The following is a 22,836-nucleotide window of genomic DNA, read 5'->3' as shown; positions in this document are numbered from 1 at the left end:
CGCGGTTTGCTGGCAGGGCTCGTTAGGCTACTTCAGCAGGAGCGCAGCGCAGGCAGTCACGGCCTTCGCCTTTGGCGGCATAGAGCGCCTTGTCGGCCATGGCGATGAGCACTTCGGCGCTGGTGTGCGTTGCGCTGGCAATGGCGAGACCGAGGCTGATGGTGACCCTGGCTCCATCGCCCAGCACCGGGTGGGGAACGTTCAGCGCGGCGACCGCTGCACGGAGGTTTTCCGCCAGCGCCCTGGCCTGGGCCGGGTGGGCGTGGGTCATGAGCACGAGGATTTCTTCGCCGCCAAAGCGGAAGGTCAGGGCCTCGGCTTTCTGCGCGGTGCGCTGGATTACGCCACTGAGCAGCCGCAGGCAAGTGTCGCCCTGCAGGTGCCCGTAGTTGTCGTTGTAGGATTTGAAGTGATCAATGTCCAGCAGGATGACCGCGACGTTCATGGGCGTCTGCGCCGCGCGGCTCCACAGTGACGCCAGCACCTCGCCCTGAAAACGCCGGTTGAACAATTGCGTCAGTGAATCGATGCGCGCCAGTTCCACCAGCTGCGCGCGCAGCAGCCGCCCGCGTAATGCAAACAGGTAGCTCAACCGACTGCCGTGCTCCAGAAACCACGACGCCATCATCAGCAGCGCGCCAGCAGAGAAGAACAGCAGCGCGTTGGCCTGCCAGATTTTGTAGTCGGCGAAGTCTGCGAGATAAGTCGTTACCAACTGGATGACCAGCATGCAGGCCATGGCCACCGCTGCGCAGCGCACTGGCACCTGCTGGATCACCGTGCAATACACCATGATCAGCAGCATCCCCAGCTGGTAGTGCAAGCGGAACGGGCTTTCGCTGTAAATCATTGCCACCAGCGGCATCACCGAACACGTCACGGTGCCGATGGCTGCCGTTATCTCGACGACCTGTCGGGTAGTGGCGCGCCGCGCGATGATCAGCAGAATCATAAAGATCGGCGTCATCAGGCAGACACGGCCCAGCGCCACGTAGGTAAACATGTCGTTCAGGCTCAGCCAGTCGCTGACCATGAACAGGTTGTAGATGAGGATGCCGCCGATGCCCACGGCGGTCAGAAATTGGCGGCGTTGCTCGAGCGTCTCGACTTCGTAACGGCTCTCCAGTTCGGTACTGAACCGCAGACTGCGGAAACGCGACAGGATGGTGCGATCGACCTCGGCGAGAAGTTGCGCGTCGTTGGGACCGGGTCGATCAATGACAAAGGAAAGCATGTTGCACCAAAAGGGTGGGGTGACCGGACTATGACATCGCAAGTGATGTCTTAGTGCCATCATTTCGTCGGAGCGCTGTTTTCGCAAGGACTGCCCGATCAAGCGTCGGATTTGCGATGAACTGCGCCCCGTCGGACCTCAGATACGGAAACTGCCCACCAGCTGCGTCAAGCGCACCGACTGACGTTCCAGGTCGGAACAGGCGCGCAAGGTGGCTTGCAGGTTTTCCACACCTTCCTGGTTCAGCGTGTTGATCTCGGTGATGTCCACGTTGATTGCTTCGACCACTGAGGTCTGTTCCTCGGTGGCCGTGGCGACCGACTGGTTCATCGCGTCGATCTCGCCGATCCGCACCGTCACGCTTTCAAGGCTGGTGCCGGCCTGATTGGCAATGCTCACGCTTTCATGGCTCTCACGCTGACTGTCATTCATGATCGCCACCGCTTCCCGGGCGCCGTGCTGCAGCTCTTCGATCATTTTCTGAACCTGGCTCGCTGACTCTTGGGTGCGGTGGGCCAGACTGCGGACCTCGTCAGCGACCACGGCAAACCCGCGTCCCGCTTCCCCGGCGCGCGCCGCTTCGATGGCCGCGTTGAGCGCCAGCAGATTGGTCTGCTGGGAGATGCCCGTGATCACTTCAAGGATCTGGCCGATGTTGGCGGTCTTGGTGTTGAGCTGTTCGATCTGCTCGCTGGCGCCGCTGATGCGGGTCGACAAGCGATTCATTGCCTGAATGTTCTGACCGACCACGGCCTGACCACTGGACGCCATATTGCGCGCGTCGCTGGAATGCCCGGACGCCATGGCGGCGTTCTGCGCGATCTCCTGGGCCGCAGCACCCAGTTCATTAATGGCCGCCGCGACGCTGCTGGTGCGGTTGGCTTGCTGGTCAGAGTTGAGCATCGAAGAGTTCGACGCGCTGACCACGCGCAGCGCGACTTCGTTGAGTTGCACGGTGGAGGAGGCCACTTCGCGCATCGAGTCATGGATCCGCTCCACGAACAGGTTGAAGCCGTTGCCCAGGTAACCAAACTCGTCCTGGCTGAGGATTTCCAGGCGTTTGGTCAGATCGCCTTCGCCTGCCGCGATGTCGTGCATGGCGCGGCCCATTGTGTTCAGCGGACGCATCAGCACGTTGAGCAGCACGCCCAGCAGCAGGATGATCAGGACCACGGCGATGATCGTGGCGACGATGGCCGAGTTACGGAAATCCCCCAGTGCCGCGTAGGCCTGGCTTTTGTCCACGGCGATGCCGACGTACCAGTTGACCGACGGCAGACCGTCAACGTGGGCAAAGGTAATGATTTCGGTCCTGCCGGCGTGCTCGCTTTCGCTGATGTCCCTGGACAAACGCGGCGTCGCGCTCGGGTAGACCTCGGCCAGGGTTTTCATCACCAGCGAGGTGTCCGGATGCACCAGAATGCGGCCATTGGCATCGACCAGGAAGGCATGGCCGTCGTTCTGCAGGCGCAGCGCGCCAATCATTTTCACCAACACGTCCAGACTCAGGTCGCCGCCCGCGACCCCGGCGATGCCGGAAGCGCCTTTGACCGGCGTGGCGATCGTCACGATCAGGCCCTTGGTCACGGCGTCCAGGTAGGGTTCGGTCAACGTGGTCTTGCCGGCTTTCAGTGCATCGGTGTACCACGGACGGGTGCGCGGGTCGTAATCGCCGGGCATGTCGTCGGGCGGCTGCGTCACGAACGAGCCATCGGCCTTGCCCAGATAGATGCTCATGAACGTCGAGATCAGCGTCGGCTGACCGAGCAGGCGGTTGAATACTTCAGGCGACGGCGAGACGGCAGCGCCCTCGGCGACGTTTTCCACGAGCAGGATGCGTCCCGACATCCAGTTCTGAATATTACCGGCCGTACTTTCGCCCATCTGGTTCAGACTTTCCCTTAACTGATCCCGGATGGCATTACGTTGCAGATAATCGTTGTAGAGGGTGAACAAGGTAAATGCGGCGATTACCACCAGCGAGGCCGCTAGCAGAATCTTGTGGCTGAATTTCAGGGATTTTGTCATGCCGTACGGGCCTTCAAGCAATTGCGGGGAAAGAATTACGCTGTGTCTGCCGGTCTATCGGCGGGCGCTGCGATAGATGGATGCCTTTGCGGCAAAAAGAGGCCTTATATGAATGGAATCAGACAATCGGTCGAGAATTGCTCCGTTCACTCGCGTGAGCCTCAGAAGCGCCCCAATAAGTTGGAGACAGTTATCAAGGCCGAAGCGAGGTGTCGGAAACGCTCGAGGGCGGACGCGATTGATCAAAATTCCCGGGGCTCAGCAGATAAAATATCCGCTTTAGCCTTGGGTGGTTTAAGTCAACAATCCACCCGTATTCCTCCAGACCAAGGACCCGCACATGAGCCTCTCGCCATTTCACCTCGCCATTCCTGTCTATGACCTCGCCGCCGCGCGCCACTTCTACGGCGACGTGTTCGGTCTCTCGGAAGGCCGCTCCAGCGAGCAATGGGTCGATTTCGACTTCTACGGCCATCAACTGGTCATCCACGAGCACCCGAAAACCACCTCTCAGGAATCCGTGCATTCCAATGCAGTGGACGGCCACGACGTGCCGGTCCCGCATTTCGGCATCATCCTGCATTGGGCAGAATGGGAGGCGCTGGCGGAGCGTCTGCGCACCCGCGAAACGAAGTTCGTGATCGAACCCTACATCCGCTTTCAGGGCCAGGTGGGCGAGCAGGCCACCATGTTTCTGTTCGACCCGTGCGGCAACGCGCTGGAATTCAAGGCGTTCAAAGACATGAGCCAGCTTTTCGCCAAATAAGCGGCTGCCAGGTGGCGGTCAGCCCGCCGGGTGTTCCAGGGCATCGATGACGCAACGGCGAAACAGATCCAGCAGCGGCGTGTCCCGCTGCAGGTACTTGCTCACCAGCACGATTTCGCGGAAGAACGTCATCTCGCCCAGATCGATGATCCGCACGTCTTCCGCATGCTCCAGCCATAACCCGGCCATGGGCACCAGCGACACGCCGAGCCCGGCGCGGACCATCTTGACGATAGCGTCCAGTTCGTCGAGCTCCAGGGTTTGCTGCACCTCAAGCTTGCGCTCGCGCAGAAACTGCGTGACCCGGCGCCCGCCGAACGAGCGCTGGTCGTAGCGAATGAAGGGGTTGTCGCTGAGTATCTGCCGCGGGTCGTCGCCTTGTGTGTTCGCCGGCATGATCAGCACAAAGGGTTCTTTGGCGATGACCTCGGCGTGCAGCTCTTTAGGCAGGGAGAACGGCGGCTTGATCATGATCGCCAGGTCGAGCTCGCCGGCGTCCACTTGACTGAGCAGGTTCAGCGACACCCCCGGCACCAGGCTGGCTTCGATGTACGGCGCTTTGCTGCGCAGCAATACCAGGGCTTGCGGAAGAATGCCGGTCTGCGCCGTGCTAATGGCACCGATGCGCAGCGCGCCGCGGAAATCATTGGCGCTGTCGGGGCTGCCCATGCGCCCGAACAACTGCAGTATTTCGTCGGCCAGTGCCACGGCGCGTTGCCCGGCAGCGTTGAGGTTGGCGGCGCGGCCGGTGCGATCGAAGAGGGCGACGCCCAAGGTATCCTCGAGGTTCTTGATTTGCGCGCTGACCGCCGATTGCGTCAGCCCGACCTCACGTCCGGCCGCCGCGAAGGTGCCTCGGCGCGCGACGCAGACGAAGGTTTTCAACTCTCTGATCATCGTCAGGTCCTGGCAGGAAATTCAAATCGGGCAGGGCGCACCCACGGGCGGCCGGCAGCGGATAGTACCCAGTGCCGCCGACAAATAAAAATGCCGCCTCAATGGGCGGCATTTTGTATCGCGTCACGCTTAACGGTAGCGTTCCAGCCAGTGCGCGTAAGGCGCGGGCAGGGTCCACGAGGCTTTCTCGACGCCCAGTTCTTTGGCGGCGAAATAAGCCCAATGCGGATCTGCCAGATGAGCACGGCCAATCGACACCAGGTCCAGCTGACCGTTCTGCACGGCGGCTTGAGCCAGCTTCGGATCACCAAAGCCCCATGCCGAGGTCACCGGGATATCGGCTTCACGGCGTACGCGTTCGGCGATCGGGCCCATGAAGGCCGGGCCCCATGGGATGTTGGTTTCCGGGATGGTGAAACCGACGCTGACGCTCAGCAGATCAAGACCGCCGGCCTTGAAGCGCCGCGCCAGTTCGATGGATTCGGTGAGGGTTTGCTCGTCACGGCCGTCGTATTCGATCACACCGAAGCGCGCGGTCAACGGCAGGTTTTCCGGCCAGACTTCACGCACGGCGGCGAGGGTTTCCAGCAGGAAGCGGCTGCGGTTGTCGAAGCTGCCACCGTAAGCATCGGTGCGCTGATTGGAGTGTTCGGAAAAGAAACTCTGGCCCAGGTAACCGTGGGCGAAGTGCAGTTCGATCCACTCAAAGCCGACTTCACGGGCACGGCGTGCAGCGTCGACGAAGTCCTGCTTGACCCGGGCGATGTCGTCCAGGGTCATTTCCTGCGGGACTTTCGGCAGGTTGGCGCCGAAGGCGATGGCCGAGGGCGCGATGGTCTGCCAGCCACGGGCATCATCGGCGGCCATGTGGTCGTCACCTTCCCATGGGCGATTGGCGCTGGCTTTGCGGCCGGCGTGGGCGATCTGGATGCCCGGAACCGAGCCGGCTGCCTTGATCGCCTGCACCGCAGGAATGAACGCCTTGGCGTGCTCGTCGCTCCAGATGCCGGCGCAACCCGGGGTGATGCGGCCTTCAGGGGATACGGCAGTGGCTTCGACGACCACCAGGCCCGCACCACCGCGGGCCATGCTCGCGAGGTGAACGTGGTGCCACTCGTTGATGACGCCGTCGTCCGCCGTGTACTGGCACATTGGAGGGATGGCAATGCGGTTACGCAGGGTCACGTCCTTCAGCGTGAAGGGTTCGAACAATGCAGACATGAAATACTCCTGATGATTGAATTCGCTTGTTCGATAGTATTCGAAATATGGCGAAGAATGAAACCCCTCGCTATGATGCGCGGCATGCGCGCCTTCAAACATCCGTTACCGACCGAACTCACACTTGAGCGTTTGCTTTACGCATTAAGTGACCCCGTACGCCTCGAAATCGTTCGCTGTCTTTCCTCGGTGGCCGAGGCCACATGCGGCGAGCTCGACGGCGGTCGGCCGAAGTCCAGCATGTCCCATCACTTCCGGGTCTTGCGCGACGCCGGCCTGGTGCACACGCGCAACGTCGGCACCACGCACATGAATTCCCTGCGCACCGATGAGCTGGATATCCGCTTCCCGGGGTTGCTGCGGTGCATTCTGTCTCAGGATTGAGCCTCGCAATTGCCGATGGACGGGGAGAGTGGCCCGCGCAACGAAAATGGCCCGATCACAGGATCGGGCCATTTTTGCGTGACGCGCGACGCTTAGACCGCGCCGACGATTTTCGCTGCCGGTTGGGTACGACGACCCATTGCACCGGCACCGGCTGCCACCAGGGCAGAAACCACAAGAGTGATCAGCAGGATCCAGGCGGCGCGGGAAATGTTTTTCGCCGCGACGTCAGCCGCCTCACGGGCTTTCTGTTCGGCCTGGGTTTTCAGCTCTTGATATTTGGCATACGCCTGGCGGTAGCTGGCCTGGGCCTGATCGACGATCTGGTTGGCTTCGGCGTCGGTCTTGTTGCCACGGGCCTTGATCAGGTTGACGAACGCCTGACGGTCAGCGGCGTCCCACGCCTGGTCGCCCTTGGCTTTCAGACGGTCGAGCAGGCCGCTCAGCTGCTCGTCGGCCTGTTGTGGGTCTTGCGCGCTGCGTTGTGCAGTGTTTTTAGCGTCTTGCTGGGTGGTGGCGACGTCCTGCTTGACCTGGTTAGGGTCCAGCTCGGGCTTGCCGGTCTGACGCATGGCTTGTTCGATTTCACCCTGGATATCGTCCAGATTGAAGTCGATGCCCTGAGCGCGCAGCTGCTCCTGAATCTTGCCGCCGACGGCCGGGGCCACTTGCGCGATACCGTTGCCCACCGCCGACAGGCCGCTGCCGGCCAGATTCAAACCGCCTCGCACGACGCCGGTCACGGCGCTGGACACCAGGTAAACGCTGATCAGCGAAACACTGGCCCACACCAGAATACCGTGGAAGGCGCCCTCACGATGGGCCAGCCGGCCGGCGGCCCAGCCCCCAACGAACAGGGAAATGACCATACTCACACCCAGCCAGATGCCGGTGCCTTTGCCCATGCCCGCCAGCGGGTCGGCTTCCTGCAGCGGATCAATGCTGGCGCTGCCGATGGCGGTGCCCAGCAAGCTGAGCATCAGCGAGACCACGAGCGCGAGAACCACACCGGCCAGAATGGCGCCCCAGGAAATACGTTTGAGCAAAGGGGCAACAGCAGTGCCTCGGTAGACGGGATCGTCGTAGCCAGCGGGTGTTACTCGGTCATCGCGAATCATGGCGGCAGTTCCTTTAGTCATTGACTGAACGCAAGAATCCTTGCGCTTACTTCAATGACCTTCGCGCTTTTTAATTAGTTTTATACGGGCGAAAAATAAAATGATGGCAAAATGCCTAAATTTTAAAAATGCTGAAGATTCAAAGGTCTGCAAGCAGATTAAATTGGAATCAACGCTATTCCCAGTCGCGATATGGCGTCACCCCGGACGCTGTCCTTAGCTACCTTCTATACCACCGTACTTATTTTTTCCGAGACAGCCTGATGAATACCCTTACCGCCGATGACCGCACTCAGGTCACTCGCGAAGCCACCGTTGAATACTGGAAACACATCATCCCGATCGTGCAGATCGCGTTCGCGATACACGTGCTGCTGCTGGGGTTGTTCCTGATCGTGGACCTGCCCGTGATGTGGGTCACCAACGCGGCGAGCGTCATGGCCTACATTTCGTGTCTGCTGGCAATCAAGCGCCGGCTGTATCGATGCGCCGGCATGCTCATCTGCATCGAAATCATCGCCCACGCCGCCATCGCCACCTGGAGGCTCGGCTGGGACAGCAACTTCCACCTCTATGTGTTCTGCATTGTCCCGATCATTGCCTTCGGCTTTCATTCATCACCGGTGCGCCGCGGCTGCCTGAGCGCTGCGGTGCTTGTCGTGACGGTGGGCGGGTACCTCATGCGCAACAAAGTGCCCGTCGTCAGCATCAGCGAAAACGTCCAGGACCTGTTCGGTGCGGCCAACGCGCTGACCGCGACGGCGTTGTTGCTGCACGCCACGGCATTGTCGGTGCGCTTCAACCTGTCGATGCACATGAACCTTTACCACTCCGCCCACCGCGACAGCCTGACCAACCTCTATACCCGGCGGCGCGTGCTGCAGCGCCTGCGCCAGCTGGGCGGCGGGCGACGCGAGGTCCCTACGGCACTGGTGCTGATTGACATAGATCATTTCAAACAGATCAACGACCAGCACGGCCACGACATGGGCGACGTGGTGTTGCAGCAGGTGGCCGACGTCATCGCCGGGTGCGTGCGTACCACCGACATCGCCGCGCGCTGGGGCGGCGAAGAGTTTCTGGTGCTGATGCCCAACACCACCTTCGAAGAAGCCCGGCTGATCGCCGAGCGGATACTCATGCGCATCAGCGAGCAAGCCGGCGAGATCAGGCAGGTGAGCCTGACCCTGACGGCGACCCTTGCGGTGGCCATTCTCAAGGATGGCGAGGCCTTCCGGGATGCGCTGAACCGGGCGGATCAGCGCTTGTATGAAGGCAAGCAGGAGGGGCGCAATAGGGTCATGCTCGCGGAGTAAGTGCGGTGCGACGACGCATGATGTCGGCAGGACCGGCTTCATCCAGGAAGAGGGCGTTGCGGGCGCCATCGATTTGCGCAGTGACCACCTACGCCTTCCCGGTTAAAGCCGTGCTGCCAGTCCGCGCTCGGCCTTCCGCAAGGCGCCAGCGTGCGCCGGGTGGTCCGATACATCGATAAACACATTCACAACCATCGCTTACTCGTGGACTATAGGCGCCATTTGGCGCGCTCCGCATGGGGCCGGCGCTCGTAGTTTCAGGATCCTGTGAATGAACATCAAGATTGACGCGCTGATCGCCCGCAAGATCGGCTTCGCCTCCCACCAGAATGCCGTTCCTCTTGTCCGCGAATTGAGCCTCTGGAACCAGGAAGAAACCACCCTCGAAGACCTGGTGCTGACGCTGAGCACCGACCCGGATTTTGTAGAAAGCCGAAGCTGGAACATTGACCGTATCCACCCCGGTGATCGCCTCAGCATTTCCGATCGCGACATCAAGCTGAACGCCGCTTACCTGGCCGGCCTGACGGAAAGCCTCAACGCCGACGTGGTGATGCGCGTGTCCCAGGGCGAGAACGTCCTCGTCGAGCAACGCGTCCCCACCGAGCTGCTTGCCCGGACCGAATGGGGCGGCTTGAGCGCCATGCCGGAACTGCTCGCCGCGTTTTGCATGCCCAATGACCCTGCGGTGGACCGGGTGCTCAAAGCCGCGTCTCAAGTGCTGCGCCGTGCCGGCAAGAAAGACGGCATCGACGGCTACGAAAGCAAATCGCGCACGCGCACCTGGGAGCTGGCTTCGGCCATCTGGTCGGCGGTGTGTAGCTTTCAACTGAGTTATGCGTTGCCACCGGCGAGCTTCGAGCAGCAAGGCCAGAAGATCAGACCGCCGAGCGTGGTGCTGGAAAACGGCGTGGCGACCTGTCTCGATACCGCGCTGCTGTTTGCGGCCGCGCTGGAGCAGGCTGGACTCAATGCCCTGCTGGTCATGACCAAGGGGCACGCGTTCGCCGGCGTCTGGTTGCAGCCTCAGGAGTTTTCCCAGTTGCTGACCGATGAAGCATCGGCCGTGCGCAAGCGTCTCGATCTGAAAGAAATGCTGGTGTTCGAGACGACCCTGGCGACCCAGATGCCCGCGCCGAGTTTTTCCCGGGCGGTGGCCGCCGCTGAACGGGAGCTCAACGATGAGCAGTTCATCATGGCCATCGATGTGCATCGCGCCCGGATGCAGAAGATTCGTCCGATGGCGCTGGTGTCAGCCGTCGGTGCAGTCGATGGGATGGACGAAGCACCGCCCGTGGCGGAAGGGCTGGAGGAAGCGCCGTCGCTGCCGGGCTTCGATGTCGAGATCAATGAAGACGCCGAGGGCCCTGCGGGAAAGCTGACGCTTTGGCAGCGCAAGTTGCTCGACCTGACCACGCGCAACCGTCTGCTGCACCTGCCGGACAGCGCCAAGGGTGTGCGTCTGCTGTGCCCAGATCCGGCAGCCCTTGAAGACCTGCTCTCCAGCGGCCAGCGCATCCGCGTGCTGGCCGTCCCTGATCTGAAAAGCAGCGGCCGCGATGAGGCCCTGTATGAACAGCAGAACAACGAAAGTCTGGTCGACGAAGTGGCCCGTCAGGCGCTGGCACGCGGCGAGGTCCTTGCCAGTCTGGAGAAGGTCAAGCTGGAAGCCACACTGATTGATCTGTTCCGCAAGGCCCGCAGCGATCTGGAGGAGGGCGGCGCCAACACGCTGTTCCTGGCCATCGGCTTCCTGAAATGGAAGAAAAGCGCCGACGACCCGAAAACCTATTCCGCCCCGCTGGTTTTGCTGCCGGTGAAACTCGAGCGCAAAAGCGCCATGTCCGGGGTCACGCTGAGCCTCCTCGACGAGGAGCCGCGTTTCAATCTGACCTTGCTTGAATTGCTGCGCCACGATTTCGAACTGGTGATCCCCGGGCTGGACGGTGAGCTGCCCAGCGATGGCAGCGGCATTGATGTGGCCGGCATCTGGAACACGGTGCGCCGGGCTGTGCGCGATATTCCCGGTTTCGAGGTGAGCACCGAACTGGTGCTGGGCACCTTTTCGTTCGCCAAATACCTGATGTGGAAAGACCTGAACGCCAACACGGCGCAGCTGCTGCAGAGCCCCTTGGTCAAGCATCTGCTAGACCCGGACGCCGCAGGAGAAGGCTTTGCCGGTTCCGCCGAATTCCCCGGCCCGACCGTCTGGATGCGACCGTCACGCCTGCGCAGCTGTTCGCGCCGTTGCCAGCTGACTCTTCGCAAGTGGCGGCGGTCGTGGCATCGGCCAACACCCACAGCTTTGTCATGGACGGCCCGCCCGGCACCGGCAAATCCCAGACCATCGCCAACATGATTGCCCATAACCTGGCCCTGGGCCGCCGTGTGCTGTTCGTGGCCGAGAAACGCGCGGCCCTTGACGTGGTGTTTCGGCGCCTGGCGGAAAAGGGCCTTGGCGAATTCTGTCTGGAGCTGCATTCCAGCAAGGCGTCGAAGGTTGAAGTGCTCAAGCAACTGGACCGCGCCTGGGACGTGAGTGAGGCGTTGAGCGCCGAGGAATGGGAGCGGGAAGCCGCGCGCTTGCAGACCCTGCGCTCACGGCTCAATCAGTTGGTCGATGTGCTTCACCGACGTTGGGATAACGGCTTGACCCTGCACCAGTCGATCGGTCGGGTGGTGCGCGACCACAGTGCGCAGACGCCAAGGCTGGCCTGGCAAACCGGCACGCAACACGATGGAGCCGAGTACGCCGGCTTGCTGGATCTCGCCCGTCGCCTTGGCCTCAATGGCACTGCCGCTCGCGAGCTGTCCGGCGCGTTTGGCGCTCTCGCGCAGACCCAATGGTCGAACGCCTGGCAGGCTCAAATCGCCAGCGTTGCCCGCGAGGTGCCCCAGGCCCTTGATGAGTTGGATGCGGCCAGCGAACGGCTGCTGGCACTGACTCACGTGCCGCTGCCTGTGGCTGAAGTGGATCAGGTTCGGCAACTGAATGAGCTGATCGCCCTGACCCTTGAAACCCATGGCCTGAACCTGTCATTTGCCTTTGCCCCCGATGCTGCCGCACGTATCGAAGCGGCCCGGCGCAGTTGCCAGTTGCTCGAGAGCTATCGGGAGCTGGAAGAAACCCTGTCACTGGATTACGCCGACGAGGCGTGCCGTCGTGTACCGGTCGCGCAAATGCGCAATGAATGGCAGGAAGCCGAGGGCAAGTTTTGGTTCCTGGGGACGATCGCCAAGAAAAAGGTCGCGAAGACACTCGCCTCCCTGGGGGCGCGGCGGGCCTGCCGGACACCGTCGGCGACCTCGCCATTTTTGAGCGCCTCCAGGCTCAGCTCGTGGAGCTGGACAGGTTGGCCAGCGACATGCAGTCGATCCCTGGCTGGCAAGGCCTGAAGAGCGACCCGGTGCGCACGCTGCAGGCCGTGGCACTGGCCGAGCATTTGCGCAAAACGCTGATCGGGTTGGCCGAATCCCCCGAACACCTGGTTGCCTTGCGCGGCGCCGTTGCGCGTCTGGTGATCGACGCGAACGACATGTTGGCGTCGAATGGACCACTCGCTTCCGCCTGCTTAACCTTGCAACAGGCGTTGTCCCGTGTTGAGGCGGCCACGGGGTTGTTCACCGGGCTGGCGCGCACAAGTACTGAAGTGCCCCCGAGCGTGGCGACACTTAGGGCGACGTCACTCGCCATCCAGCAGCAGGAAGAACAGCTCAAGGCGTGGTGCGACTGGTGCCGGGTGCGCCAACAGGCGGCGCAAGCAGGCCTTGCCCGTCTGGCTGAGGCGCTGGAAATCGGCAGCCTGTTGCCGTCTGCCACCGAGCAGACCTTCGTCACGGCCTATGCCCATTGGTTCGCGACCCAAGGCATCGACGGCGAACCGTTGCTGCGTAATTTCGTCACGGCCGAGCACATGAGCGACATCAGCACCTTCGTGCGCCTGGACGACGAACTGGCGAAGCTGACGGTGCGCTATATCCGCGCCAGACTCTGCGGCCTGATTCCGTCCAAGAACGACATCCCCAAAAGCAGCGGCTTTGCGATTCTCAAGCATGAGTTGCAGAAGTCTCGGCGACACAAACCGGTCCGCCAGCTGGCGATCGAGATGGGCGATGCGCTGAATTGCCTGGCGCCGTGCATGCTCATGAGCCCGTTGTCGATTGCGCAGTTTCTGCCCGCCGATCAGCCGCCGTTCGATCTGGTGATCTTCGACGAGGCCTCACAGATCGCGCCGTGGGACGCCATCGGTTCGATTGCCCGGGGCAGGCAGGTGATCATCGCCGGTGACCCTCGGCAAATGCCGCCGACCAACTTCTTTAACCGTGGCCCGAACGCGGGTGACGACGACACCGCCGAAGACATGGAAAGCATCCTCGACGAATGCCTGGGGGCAGGGGTGCCGAGCCACAGTCTGAGCTGGCACTACCGCAGTCGCCATGAAAGCCTGATTGCCTTCTCCAACCACCGTTACTACGACAGCAACCTGATCACTTTCCCGGCGGCGGAAACCCGCGCCAGTGCGGTCGAATGGCGCAAGGTCGAGGGCGTGTATGCGAAAGGCAAGGGGCGTTACAACCAGGCCGAAGCCCAGGCCATCGTCGATGAAACCGTCAAGCGCCTCACCGACCCTGCGTTCGTGGCAGCGGGGTATTCCATCGGCATCATCACACTCAACTCGGATCAGCAGAAGCTGATCAACGACCTGCTGGACGCGGCCCGCAAGCAATACCCGCAGATCGAGCCGTTCTTCCAGGACACCCAGACCGAGCCGGTGGTGGTCAAGAATCTGGAAACGGTCCAGGGCGACGAGCGTGACCTGATCATGCTCGGCATCGGATACGGCCCCACTGAACCGGGTGCGCCGGTGATGTCGATGAACTTCGGGCCGCTCAACAAGGACGGCGGCTGGCGCAGGCTCAACGTCGCCATCACCCGTTCGCGGCGGGAAATGCTGGTGTTCACCTCGTTCGAGCCGTCGATGATCGACCTCAACCGCACCAATGCGCGCGCCGTGCGCGATTTGAAGCATTTCATCGAGTTCGCCCAGCGTGGGCCGAAGGCGCTGGCCGAGGCGATTCAAGGCTCGGTCGGCGGTTATGACTCGCCGTTTGAAGAAGCCGTCGCCGAAGGGCTGAGGCGTCTAGGCTGGCAGGTGGTTCCGCAGATCGGCGTGTCACGGTTCCGCATCGATCTGGGCATCGTTCACCCGGATCGCCCCGGCGATTACCTGGCGGGTGTCGAGTGCGACGGCGCCACGTATCACAGCGCGGCCACTGCTCGGGATCGGGACAAAGTCCGCGGGGCGATACTCACCGGTCTGGGCTGGAACCTGCTGAGGCTGTGGTCCACCGACTGGTGGGTGGATAAGGAAGGGGCTCTGCAAAAGCTGCACGCTGCGCTGAACGATTTGCTTGATCAGTCCCGACAGGACGTCGCTGTCGAACAGGGCGATGAGGGGCAGCTGGTCGTGGGCAGCTGACCCGTCCGACGCGAAAAATGACAATGGCTCGCGGTTGTCGTCATTTGCCTCTTTACTGCGGGTTCATACGTTGTACAGAAACGTCCTTTCCACTCAGTGCACTGCAGAGGTTAATGAGATGAAAATCGATTTTACGGGCCGTCACGTTCTGGTCACCGGTTCAACCAGCGGCATCGGCTTCGCTGCAGCCAAGGGCTTTCTTGAAGACGGTGGACACGTGGTAATCAACGGGCGAAGCCAGGGCACTGTCGACGCGGCGTTGCAGCGGCTGGGCCCGTTGGCAGAGAACGCCACCGGTTTTGCCGGCGATCTAAGCGAGGAGGGCGCCTGTCAGCAGCTGCTGGCGCACCATCCTGACTTCGACGTCGTCATCAACAACATGGGCATCTTCAACCCTCAGGACTTCTTCGAGATCCCCGACAGCGAATGGCAGCGGTTCTTCGACACCAACGTGATGTCCGGCGTGCGCATCTCCCGGGCCTACGCGCCCGGAATGGTAGAGCGCAAATGGGGGCGGATCGTGTTCATCTCGTCGGAGTCGGCGATCAACATTCCGTCAGACATGATCCATTACGGCTTCAGCAAAACCGCGCAACTGGCGATCTCCCGAGGCCTGGCCAAGCGCCTGGCCGGCACCGGCGTGACGGTGAACTCGGTCCTGCCCGGGCCGACGCTGTCAGAAGGCGTCGCCGAGATGCTCAAGCCTGAAGTAGAGAGCTCCGGAAAAAGTCTGGAGCAAGTGGCGGCGGATTTCGTCGTGGCCCATCGCGGTTCCTCGATCATCCGGCGCGCCTCCCATGTAGACGAAATCGCCAACATGATTATCTACGTCAGCTCCGAGCAGGCGTCGTCCACCACCGGCGCAGCGCTGCGGGTGGATGGCGGGGTGGTTGACAGTATTTTTTGATGGGGGATGACCCTGAGATCGTTCGGCCTGCACCAGGCCAGTGGGAGCGGCTTTAGCCGGGAAGAGGCCAGTGAAATCACCCGCATTTTTGCGGCGTGGCGCCTGACGCTTTCCCGGCTAAAGCCGGTCCCACATTCAAGTTCACGCTTAGTCTCACTGACCTCACGCGGTTTCGTAGGACCGGCTTCAGCCGGGAACAGGCCAGTACAAGCGCCATCACTTTTGCAGTGTGGCGCCTGACGCTTTCCCGTCTAACGCCGGTCCCACAGTCGAGTTCACGCTCAATCTCACTGACCTCATGCGGTTTCGTAGGACCGGCTTCAGCCGGGAAGAGGCCAGTGAAATCACCCGCATTTTTGCGGTGTGGCGCCTGACGCTTTCCCGGCTGAAGCCGGTCCCACAGTCGAGTACACGCTCGATCTCACTGACCTCACGCGGTTTCGTAGGACCGGCTTCAGCCGGGAAGAGGCCAGTGCAAGCGCCATCACTGTTGCGGTGTGACGTCTGACGCTTTTCCGGCTAAAACCGGTACCTCATTATTGCCTCAACCCCGGCTGATGCCTCAACCCCGGCTGATGCCGGGGCCTGGCTTCTTCCGGCAGGTTAAAGGTCAGTGATCTCTTTGTGGCGCGGTACCAGCGTCTTCATCACACTCCACGCCACCAGGTAGGCGAGGGCGCAGATCGCGAACATGATCATGTAGCCGGTGTGAATGTCGTTGATCGACTTGTAGTAGTCGAACACCCAGCCGCCGATCTTGGTCATGACCACGCCGCCCAGCCCGCCCGCCATGCCACCGATGCCGACCACCGACGCCACGGTTTTCTGCGGAAACATGTCGGAGACGGTGGTGAAGATGTTGCAGGACCACGCCTGGTGCGCGGACGCGCCGATGCCGATCAACAGGACGGGCACCCAAAAGCTGATGTAGCCGAACGGTTGCGCCAGCAGCACCACCAGCGGGAAGAGCGCAATCACCAGCATGGCTTTCATGCGGCCGTCATAGGGCTTGTCACCGCGCGCCATGAAGTAGCTCGGGAACCAGCCGCCGCCAATGCTGCCGACCATGGTCATGCTGTACAGCACGAACAGCGGCAGCACGATGGCCTGGCCTTTCATCCCGTACTGCGCCGACAGGTAGGTCGGCAGCCAGAACAGGAAAAACCACCACACGCCGTCGGTCATGAACTTGCCGAAGGCGAAGGCCCACGTCTGGCGATAGGTGAGTAATTTGAACCAGGAGACCTTGGCGGCAGGCGCGCCCGGCAGGGTGGTCGCCTTGACTGGCTCGACCTCATCGCTGCGGATGTAGGCCAGTTCCTCGGCCGTCAGGCGTTTTTGCTGACTTGGTTTTTCATACAGCGAAATCCACACGCCCAGCCAGACGAAACCCAGCAGGCCGACCACGATGAACGCTGATTCCCAGCCCCAGAATGCCGCGATAAGGGGCACGCAAATGGGCGCCGTGATCGCGCCAACGTTGGCGCCGGAGTTGAAGATGCCGGTGGCGAACGAGCGCTCTTTTTCGGGAAGTATTCGGCGACCGCTTTGATCGCAATCGGAAAGTTGCCGGCCTCGCCAACCGCCAGCACGGCGCGCGCCAGCATGAAGCCTGCGATCGACACCGGAATGGCGGCGAATCCCAGAGCGGTGGTGATCGCGGCAATGCCTTGTCCCAGTGGCACCGCAAACGCGTGCATGACCGCGCCGGTGGACCAGATACTGATGGCCACCACGAAAGCGGTTTTGGTGCCAATCCTGTCGACCAGACGACCGGCGAAAATCATCGAGATGGCATAGACGAACTGGAACACCGAGGCGATGTTGGCATAGTCGGTGTTGCTCCAGCCAAACGTCGTGGACAGCTCCGGTGCCAGCAGGCTGAGCACCTGACGGTCGAGGTAATTGACTGTGGTTGCGAAAAACAGCAGCGCGCAGATTGTCCAGCGGTATTTGCCCACGGACCGGGTGGCCGCCTGGGTAATGCTCTGCGGGTGGGTAGACTCGTTCGGGATCATGGCATCACTTTTTATTATTGGGGTTATCGGTTGTGATCGTCTGTTGTCGTACAACGCTGTAGGTATAGCGAGCGTTTTAGCAGGCTGTCAATCTCTGGAAGCGAAACAAATCCGTCCCATGCCGCGCCAGGTTTCAAATCTGACCACGGGCATGGGCCGCGTCTCGGAAAAACAGCGAGGTGTGGCCGTCTTCGGGTCATCGAGGGGTAATGCCGCCGGACTGAATATCAGACCGGCGTGTTGATCAGCTCGCGGACACGCGCCGCCAGTGTGTCAATGGCAAAGGGCTTGGTCAGCACATGCATGCCGGGCGCCAGCTGATTGGCACCGATGGCTGCGCTTTCCGCGTAGCCGGTGATGAACAGCGTCCTCAATCCCGGGCGCAGTTCGCGCGCCGCATCCGCCATCTGACGGCCGTTCATCCCGCCGGGCAAACCGACATCGGTGACGAGCATGTCCACTCGCACGTCCGAGCGAAGCAGTTTCAGTCCGCTGGCACTGTCCGCTGCCTCCATGACGGAATAGCCAAGCTCGCTTAGCACCTCAGTCACCAGCATGCGCACCGCGGGTTCATCGTCCACAACCAGGATCGTTTCACCAATGCTTGCAGTCTGAGTGGCGGCATCCGGCAGGTGCGCTTCATGGCAGCCGGCATTCCCGTGGTAGCGCGGGAGATAGATGCACAGCGTCGCCCCTTGTCCGACCACAGACGTGATGCGAACCTGCCCGCCGGATTGCTTGGCGAAACCGTAAATCATTGACAGCCCCAGCCCCGTCCCCTGGCCGATGGGTTTGGTGGTGAAGAAGGGGTCGAACGCCTTCGCCACGATGCTCGCAGGCATACCGGTTCCGGTGTCGGTCACGCTAAGGGTCAGGTATTCGCCCTCAGTCACTTCCAGCGTTGCGGCGTCCCCGGTCTCCACGACTTGATGACCGGTTTCGATGGTAATACTGCCGCCCTCGTGCATCGCATCCCGGGAGTTGATGCAAAGATTCAGCAGTGCGTTCTCAAGCTGACTCGCATCGACCAGCGCAACACAGCGATCAGGCGAGGCAATGGTCTGCACGTCAATGCTGGGGCCGACGGTACGCTGGATCAGCTCGGTCATGCCTTCTACCAGCGCATTCACCTCGGTGGGCCGAGGATCCAGCGTCTGGCGACGGGAGAACGCCAGCAGGCGGTGAGTCAGGGCAGCCGCCCGCCGGGTCGCGCTTTGGGCGGTCGCCAGGTAGCGATCGACATCCGTGAGGCGGCCTTGAGCAAACCGCGCACTCAACAATTCCAGCGAGCCCGAGATGCCCGCAAGCAAGTTATTGAAATCGTGGGCGAGGCCGCCCGTGAGTTGCCCCACGGCTTCCATTTTTTGTGACTGGCGCAGCTTTTCCTCGGTCTGCATCAACGCCGCGGTGCGTTCCGCCACGCGCTGTTCAAGGGTTTCATTGAGGGTCCGCAGGGCGGCGGTGGCCAGGTCGCGCTGGGCTTCGACCGAACGCCGCTCCTCGACATCAATCAGCACGCCCGGAAAACTGAGGGGAACGCCTTCATCGCTGAAGTTGACGCGCCCGTTGGCCTCGATCCAGTAGTATTTGCCGTCCGCCCGACGGACCCGGTATTGATGGGCGTAGGCCCCGCCGCGACGAATGGCTTCGTCGATCGCCGTCATCAGACCCTCGCGGTCATCAGGGTGCACGGTTTCAACCACCTGCTCCAGGCAAAGCCCTTCGTGGCCCAGCAGCGGGTCAAGGCCAAACGCTCGGGCGAACGCGTCGTCGACGGTGAAGCTGTCGCTGGGCAAGTCCCAGTGCCAGGTGCCGAAAATGGCCCCGGCGGCCAGGGCCAGTTGCACCCGCTCCACGTTCGCGCGGGCGACGGCTTCGCTCTGGCGCAGACGCTCTTCGGCATCACGCCGCCCGGTCACGTCGTTGAAAATGATTGCAATCTGACATTCGTCGGGATCGCCGACGGGCACGGCGCGCACGTCAAACCAGCGTTGAAAGGCCTTGGCGTAGCTTTCGAAGGTGGCCGGCACACGGGTCTTGGCAACGCGTCCGTAGGTGTCGAACCAGAATTGCTCCAGGTCCGGGGCAAATTCCCTGACCCATTTCCCGCGCAAGTTGACGCCAGCCTCACGCTCGAACGCCGGGTTGGCTTCAACGAAGCGATAGTCGACGGGGTAGTCATTTTCATCGAACTTGACCTGAACAATGGCGAACGCGGCTTCGATGGTTTCCAGAATGGTCCTGAAACGCTCCTCGCTTTGACGCAGTGCCGCCTCGGTGTCGCGGATCGGCGTGAGGTCCAGCATCGCGCCGATCATGCGCACGGCGTTGCCTTGAACGTCGCGGATGACGTGCCCGCGGTCGAGGACCTGGGCGTAGGAGCCGTCCACCCGGCGAAATCGGTACTCGTCACTCCAGCCGGTCTGCCTGCCGTCTATCACGTCATGGATCGAGGTGACGATGCGGTGCCTGTCATCGGGATGAATCTGTGCGATCCACCAGTCGCCGGTCGTAGCACCCGTGGCGAGCGGATGCCCGTAGACCCGTTCCAGCGCGTCATTCCACAGGACGTGGTTTTCTTTGAGGTCCCAGTCCCAGATCGCATCGTTGGTGGCTTTGACCGCGAGGCGGTAGCGCGTTTGCGCGTCTTTGATCGCCTGCTCGGCCACCTCTTCGGCTGCGCGCTCGGCCGTAGGGTCGAGGGCATCCGCGACGGTGTTCAATGGCGTGCCGGTGTCATGGCTTGCCAACCTCAGGGCTTCACTTATCTTTAATGCCGACCGCAACTGCATGACTTCAGCCTCAAGGGCTTCCCGGGTCAAATGCTTCAAGTGTCCACCTGCAAACGTAAACGTGATGACCTGAGGTCGGAGGGGCGTCATGCGCCATCCGGTACTGCGCGGGCCGGCTGATCCAGCAGTATCGGCGGCCAGCGTTTTACGCTGCATGCTGGCAGAATGCAATTCGGCTTCCAGAAAAGACTCGGACGGCAAGATAAAGGTTCCGGCACCGGGAACGATTCGCCAGGCGGGTAGGGGGCATTTGCTCAGTTATCTTCGCGGGGTCCACCCTCACCGCCACTATTGCGATGTATTTTCTTGAATATAACGTGCGCCATGGGGAGGGAGCGCTTCAGGAAACCCTGTTTTTCTCATCCTTCCACCTCCATCCCAGAGATTGTGCAATACCCGGTTGGACTCGCGATGCCTGGGTGGCTCGGATCGACGACTGTCATGCGGTCTTGGCGGAACAGACTGCGAAAGGCTATTTGTTCAGGACCGTAAAGTGTGAAATGCAGACGACCAGCGTGCTAAAGCGCGGGGTAATGGACCGTCTGAAACTGGATAATTACCAATGAGGGGTAGCAGCCCCGGGCGTCACTTGGTAACCCTCTTTCAGTTCCCCATACGAGGACGTTTGCCATTGTTCTGCCAGCGGGATCGGGAACCGAGCGGTTGGGATTCGATGGAATCAATCAGTTCCGCGACGCAATGCAGTCGGCGGCGGTGACCTCTGCCGAGTCAGGGCCGGGGGCGCTAATCCGGCTCAGTCGCCTCGAAATCGGCTGCCCATCGTGGTGCGAAAATGCTCGACCAGAAAGTCCACGAACACCCGCGTCTTGGCGGGCAAGGCTTTACGGGCGGAAAAGTAGACAGAGACCGCACCCAGCTCCACGTACCACTCAGGCAGCAGCCGCACCAGTTCACCGGTCTGCAGCCAGGGCCAGGCGCGCTCCATCGGCACCAGCGCTGCGCCCATGCCCATTCGCGCGCAACCGCACAGGGCTTCGGGGTCGTTCATGATCGCAGCCGGGTCGAGTGTCAGGTCAAAGGTTTCACCCGCAGTATTTCTCAGGGTCCAGGCGCGCAATCTGCCGGTGTCGGTCGAGCGCGTGACCACCCCCGGTTGCCCCTGCAGATCCGCCGGGGTTTGTGGCAGCTTGCGGCCTTCAAGCCAGTCGGGTGAGGCCACGGCCACCAGATGCAGCTTCGCCAGTTCCCGCGCGACAACGCCGGGGGACAGCTCCATGCCGCCGCCGATGGCCACGTCGAATCCGTCGCCGACCAAGTCAGCGCGGGCCAGCGTCAGGTGCCAGTCGGGGATGACGGCCGGGTATTTTTCCTTGAAGGGCTTGAGCAACGGCAACAAGTAATCGTAGGCGAAGGAGGGCGCCACGTTGATCCGCAGGCGACCGGCCGGGACGTTGCGAGTGTCACCCACCTGCGCGACCGCCGCCTGAATGGTCTCCAGGCTGTCGCCGATTTGCGCGTAGAAGGCTTCGCCGGCTTCGGTCAGCGTCAGGCTGCGGGTGTTGCGCTGAAAGAGTCGGGCGCCCAGGTTGCTTTCAAGACGCGCCACATTCTTGCTCACCGCTGCCGCAGAAACGCCCATGCGCCGGGCGGCCTCGGAGAAACTCCCGAACTGTGCAGCACGCACGAACGACTCCAGATTGCCCAAGGTTTCCATGAGGGTCTCCAACGTTTGGTTGAAGCTGATTCTACCCATACCGGACTAACTCATCCGCCTGTGAGCGTGCACAGTGAGCGCTCTCTCAACGCCAAAAGGTGAATTCCAATGGGCAAGATTCTGGTAACAGGGGCTACGGGCCGACTGGGCAACGCAGTCGTGAATGCGCTTTTGCAACGGGGTGAGGCCGGCGACGTCGTGGGGCTGGCACGGGATCCGGGCAAAGCGCAGGCTTTGACCGCGCGGGGCGTCGAGGTGCGTTACGGCGATTACACGGATTACGGCGCTTTGGTAAACGCCTTCCAGGGTATCGAAAAGGTTTACATGGTTTCGGCCGTGGCCTTCACCGACCGCGTCGCGCAGCACAAGAACGTCATTGATGCCGCACGCCGCGCCGGCGTCGACCACATGATGTACACCGCCATCCAGCGGTTGGACGACGTGCGGTTTCCGATCGAGGGCGTCACCGACAGCGACATCGCCACTGAGCAATTGCTGATGCAGTCAGGCCTGGCGTACACCGTGCTGCGGCATCCGTTGTATGCCAACGATTTGCCGATGTTCATCGGCGCCACTGCGGCCAATACCGGCTTCGCAGCCCCCGCCGGCAACGGCCGAATTGCGCTGGCCTGTTATCAGGAGCTGGCTGAAGCCGGTGCCGTCCTGCTCAGGCAGAGCGCCCATGGCAATCGCAGTTATCTGCTGAACAGCGGCAGTCCCTGGTCCTTCACTGAGATCGCCGAAGCGTTGTCCGGGCTGACCGGCAAGATGATCGCCTATGAACCGATCTCATCGGCCGCCTTCGTCCAGGCCCGTGAGCGTGAAGGCTGGCCGCCACACGTCGCCCGATTTATCGCCGGCTGGTACTCGGCCATCGAAGGCGGCGCCTTCGACCAGACCAGCACCGACCTCGAAGACGTTCTGGGGCGTAAACCCAAACAGCTTTCGGCGCTGCTCAAGGACGCATTCGGGCTTTGAGCGGACAGCGTAAAACGGCATT

General features: G+C 61.7%; 12 protein-coding genes and 2 pseudogenes. 6 read left to right on the top strand and 8 right to left on the bottom strand.

Annotated elements, in window-relative coordinates; genetic code table 11:
• Window positions 1–22: 22 nt before the first annotated feature.
• Both JN403_RS18020 and JN403_RS18015 read right to left on the bottom strand, forming a co-directional pair.
• The gene (locus JN403_RS18020; RefSeq protein ID WP_205483569.1) at window positions 23–1,234 is read right to left on the bottom strand and encodes a GGDEF domain-containing protein; all 1,212 of its coding nucleotides are present in this window, start codon (window positions 1,232–1,234) and stop codon (window positions 23–25) included.
• A gap of 138 nt (window positions 1,235–1,372) precedes the next feature.
• On the bottom strand, window positions 1,373–3,262 hold the full coding sequence (locus JN403_RS18015) for a methyl-accepting chemotaxis protein (RefSeq protein ID WP_122625140.1): 1,890 nt from the start codon (window positions 3,260–3,262) through the stop codon (window positions 1,373–1,375).
• Between the two features lie 340 nt (window positions 3,263–3,602).
• Here JN403_RS18015 and JN403_RS18010 point away from each other — a divergent pair, with 340 nt between their 5' ends.
• Window positions 3,603–4,028, top strand: a complete 426-nt coding sequence (locus JN403_RS18010; protein WP_122537172.1) for a VOC family protein — start codon at window positions 3,603–3,605, stop codon at window positions 4,026–4,028.
• Window positions 4,029–4,046: 18 nt separating this feature from the next.
• Here JN403_RS18010 and JN403_RS18005 read toward each other — a convergent pair whose 3' ends face one another.
• Both JN403_RS18005 and JN403_RS18000 read right to left on the bottom strand, forming a co-directional pair.
• On the bottom strand, window positions 4,047–4,925 hold the full coding sequence (locus JN403_RS18005) for a LysR family transcriptional regulator (RefSeq protein ID WP_205483567.1): 879 nt from the start codon (window positions 4,923–4,925) through the stop codon (window positions 4,047–4,049).
• A gap of 129 nt (window positions 4,926–5,054) precedes the next feature.
• Window positions 5,055–6,146, bottom strand: a complete 1,092-nt coding sequence (locus JN403_RS18000) for an NADH:flavin oxidoreductase/NADH oxidase (RefSeq protein ID WP_122537170.1) — start codon at window positions 6,144–6,146, stop codon at window positions 5,055–5,057.
• An 84-nt stretch (window positions 6,147–6,230) separates the two neighbouring features.
• Between JN403_RS18000 and JN403_RS17995 the strand changes: the two genes are divergently transcribed.
• Window positions 6,231–6,530, top strand: a complete 300-nt coding sequence (locus JN403_RS17995; RefSeq protein WP_205487495.1) for a helix-turn-helix domain-containing protein — start codon at window positions 6,231–6,233, stop codon at window positions 6,528–6,530.
• A gap of 92 nt (window positions 6,531–6,622) precedes the next feature.
• Here JN403_RS17995 and JN403_RS17990 read toward each other — a convergent pair whose 3' ends face one another.
• On the bottom strand, window positions 6,623–7,648 hold the full coding sequence (locus tag JN403_RS17990; RefSeq protein WP_205483565.1) for a hypothetical protein: 1,026 nt from the start codon (window positions 7,646–7,648) through the stop codon (window positions 6,623–6,625).
• Window positions 7,649–7,911: 263 nt separating this feature from the next.
• On the opposite strand from JN403_RS17990, the gene JN403_RS17985 reads away from it, so the two are divergent.
• The 3 genes and pseudogenes from JN403_RS17985 (at window position 7,912) to JN403_RS17975 (ending at window position 15,351) form a co-directional block, all read left to right on the top strand.
• Window positions 7,912–8,964, top strand: a complete 1,053-nt coding sequence (locus tag JN403_RS17985) for a GGDEF domain-containing protein (protein WP_205483563.1) — start codon at window positions 7,912–7,914, stop codon at window positions 8,962–8,964.
• A 271-nt stretch (window positions 8,965–9,235) separates the two neighbouring features.
• Window positions 9,236–14,444, top strand: a pseudogene (locus tag JN403_RS17980) (DUF4011 domain-containing protein).
• A gap of 118 nt (window positions 14,445–14,562) precedes the next feature.
• Window positions 14,563–15,351 (top strand): SDR family oxidoreductase, encoded by a 789-nt coding sequence (locus tag JN403_RS17975; RefSeq protein ID WP_205483562.1) that lies wholly within the window; start codon window positions 14,563–14,565, stop codon window positions 15,349–15,351.
• Window positions 15,352–15,954: 603 nt separating this feature from the next.
• Here JN403_RS17975 and JN403_RS17970 read toward each other — a convergent pair.
• From JN403_RS17970 to JN403_RS17960, 3 genes and pseudogenes are all read right to left on the bottom strand, one after another.
• A pseudogene (locus JN403_RS17970) lies at window positions 15,955–17,369 on the bottom strand (MFS transporter).
• A gap of 227 nt (window positions 17,370–17,596) precedes the next feature.
• A complete protein-coding gene (locus JN403_RS17965; RefSeq protein WP_240356663.1) occupies window positions 17,597–20,200 on the bottom strand; it encodes a hybrid sensor histidine kinase/response regulator in 2,604 nt (867 codons plus the stop codon).
• Window positions 20,201–20,915: 715 nt separating this feature from the next.
• The gene (locus JN403_RS17960; RefSeq protein ID WP_205483560.1) at window positions 20,916–21,836 is read right to left on the bottom strand and encodes a LysR family transcriptional regulator; all 921 of its coding nucleotides are present in this window, start codon (window positions 21,834–21,836) and stop codon (window positions 20,916–20,918) included.
• Window positions 21,837–21,944: 108 nt separating this feature from the next.
• On the opposite strand from JN403_RS17960, the gene JN403_RS17955 reads away from it, so the two are divergent.
• Complete coding sequence (locus JN403_RS17955; RefSeq protein ID WP_205483558.1) at window positions 21,945–22,814, top strand: SDR family oxidoreductase; 870 nt, start codon at window positions 21,945–21,947, stop codon at window positions 22,812–22,814.
• Window positions 22,815–22,836 lie beyond the last annotated feature (22 nt).

This window comes from Pseudomonas sp. 15A4, from assembly GCF_016925575.1.
Classification (GTDB): domain Bacteria; phylum Pseudomonadota; class Gammaproteobacteria; order Pseudomonadales; family Pseudomonadaceae; genus Aquipseudomonas.
Note: the sequence above shows the minus strand (reverse complement) of the source record. Positions and strands in the feature narration are given on the sequence as shown.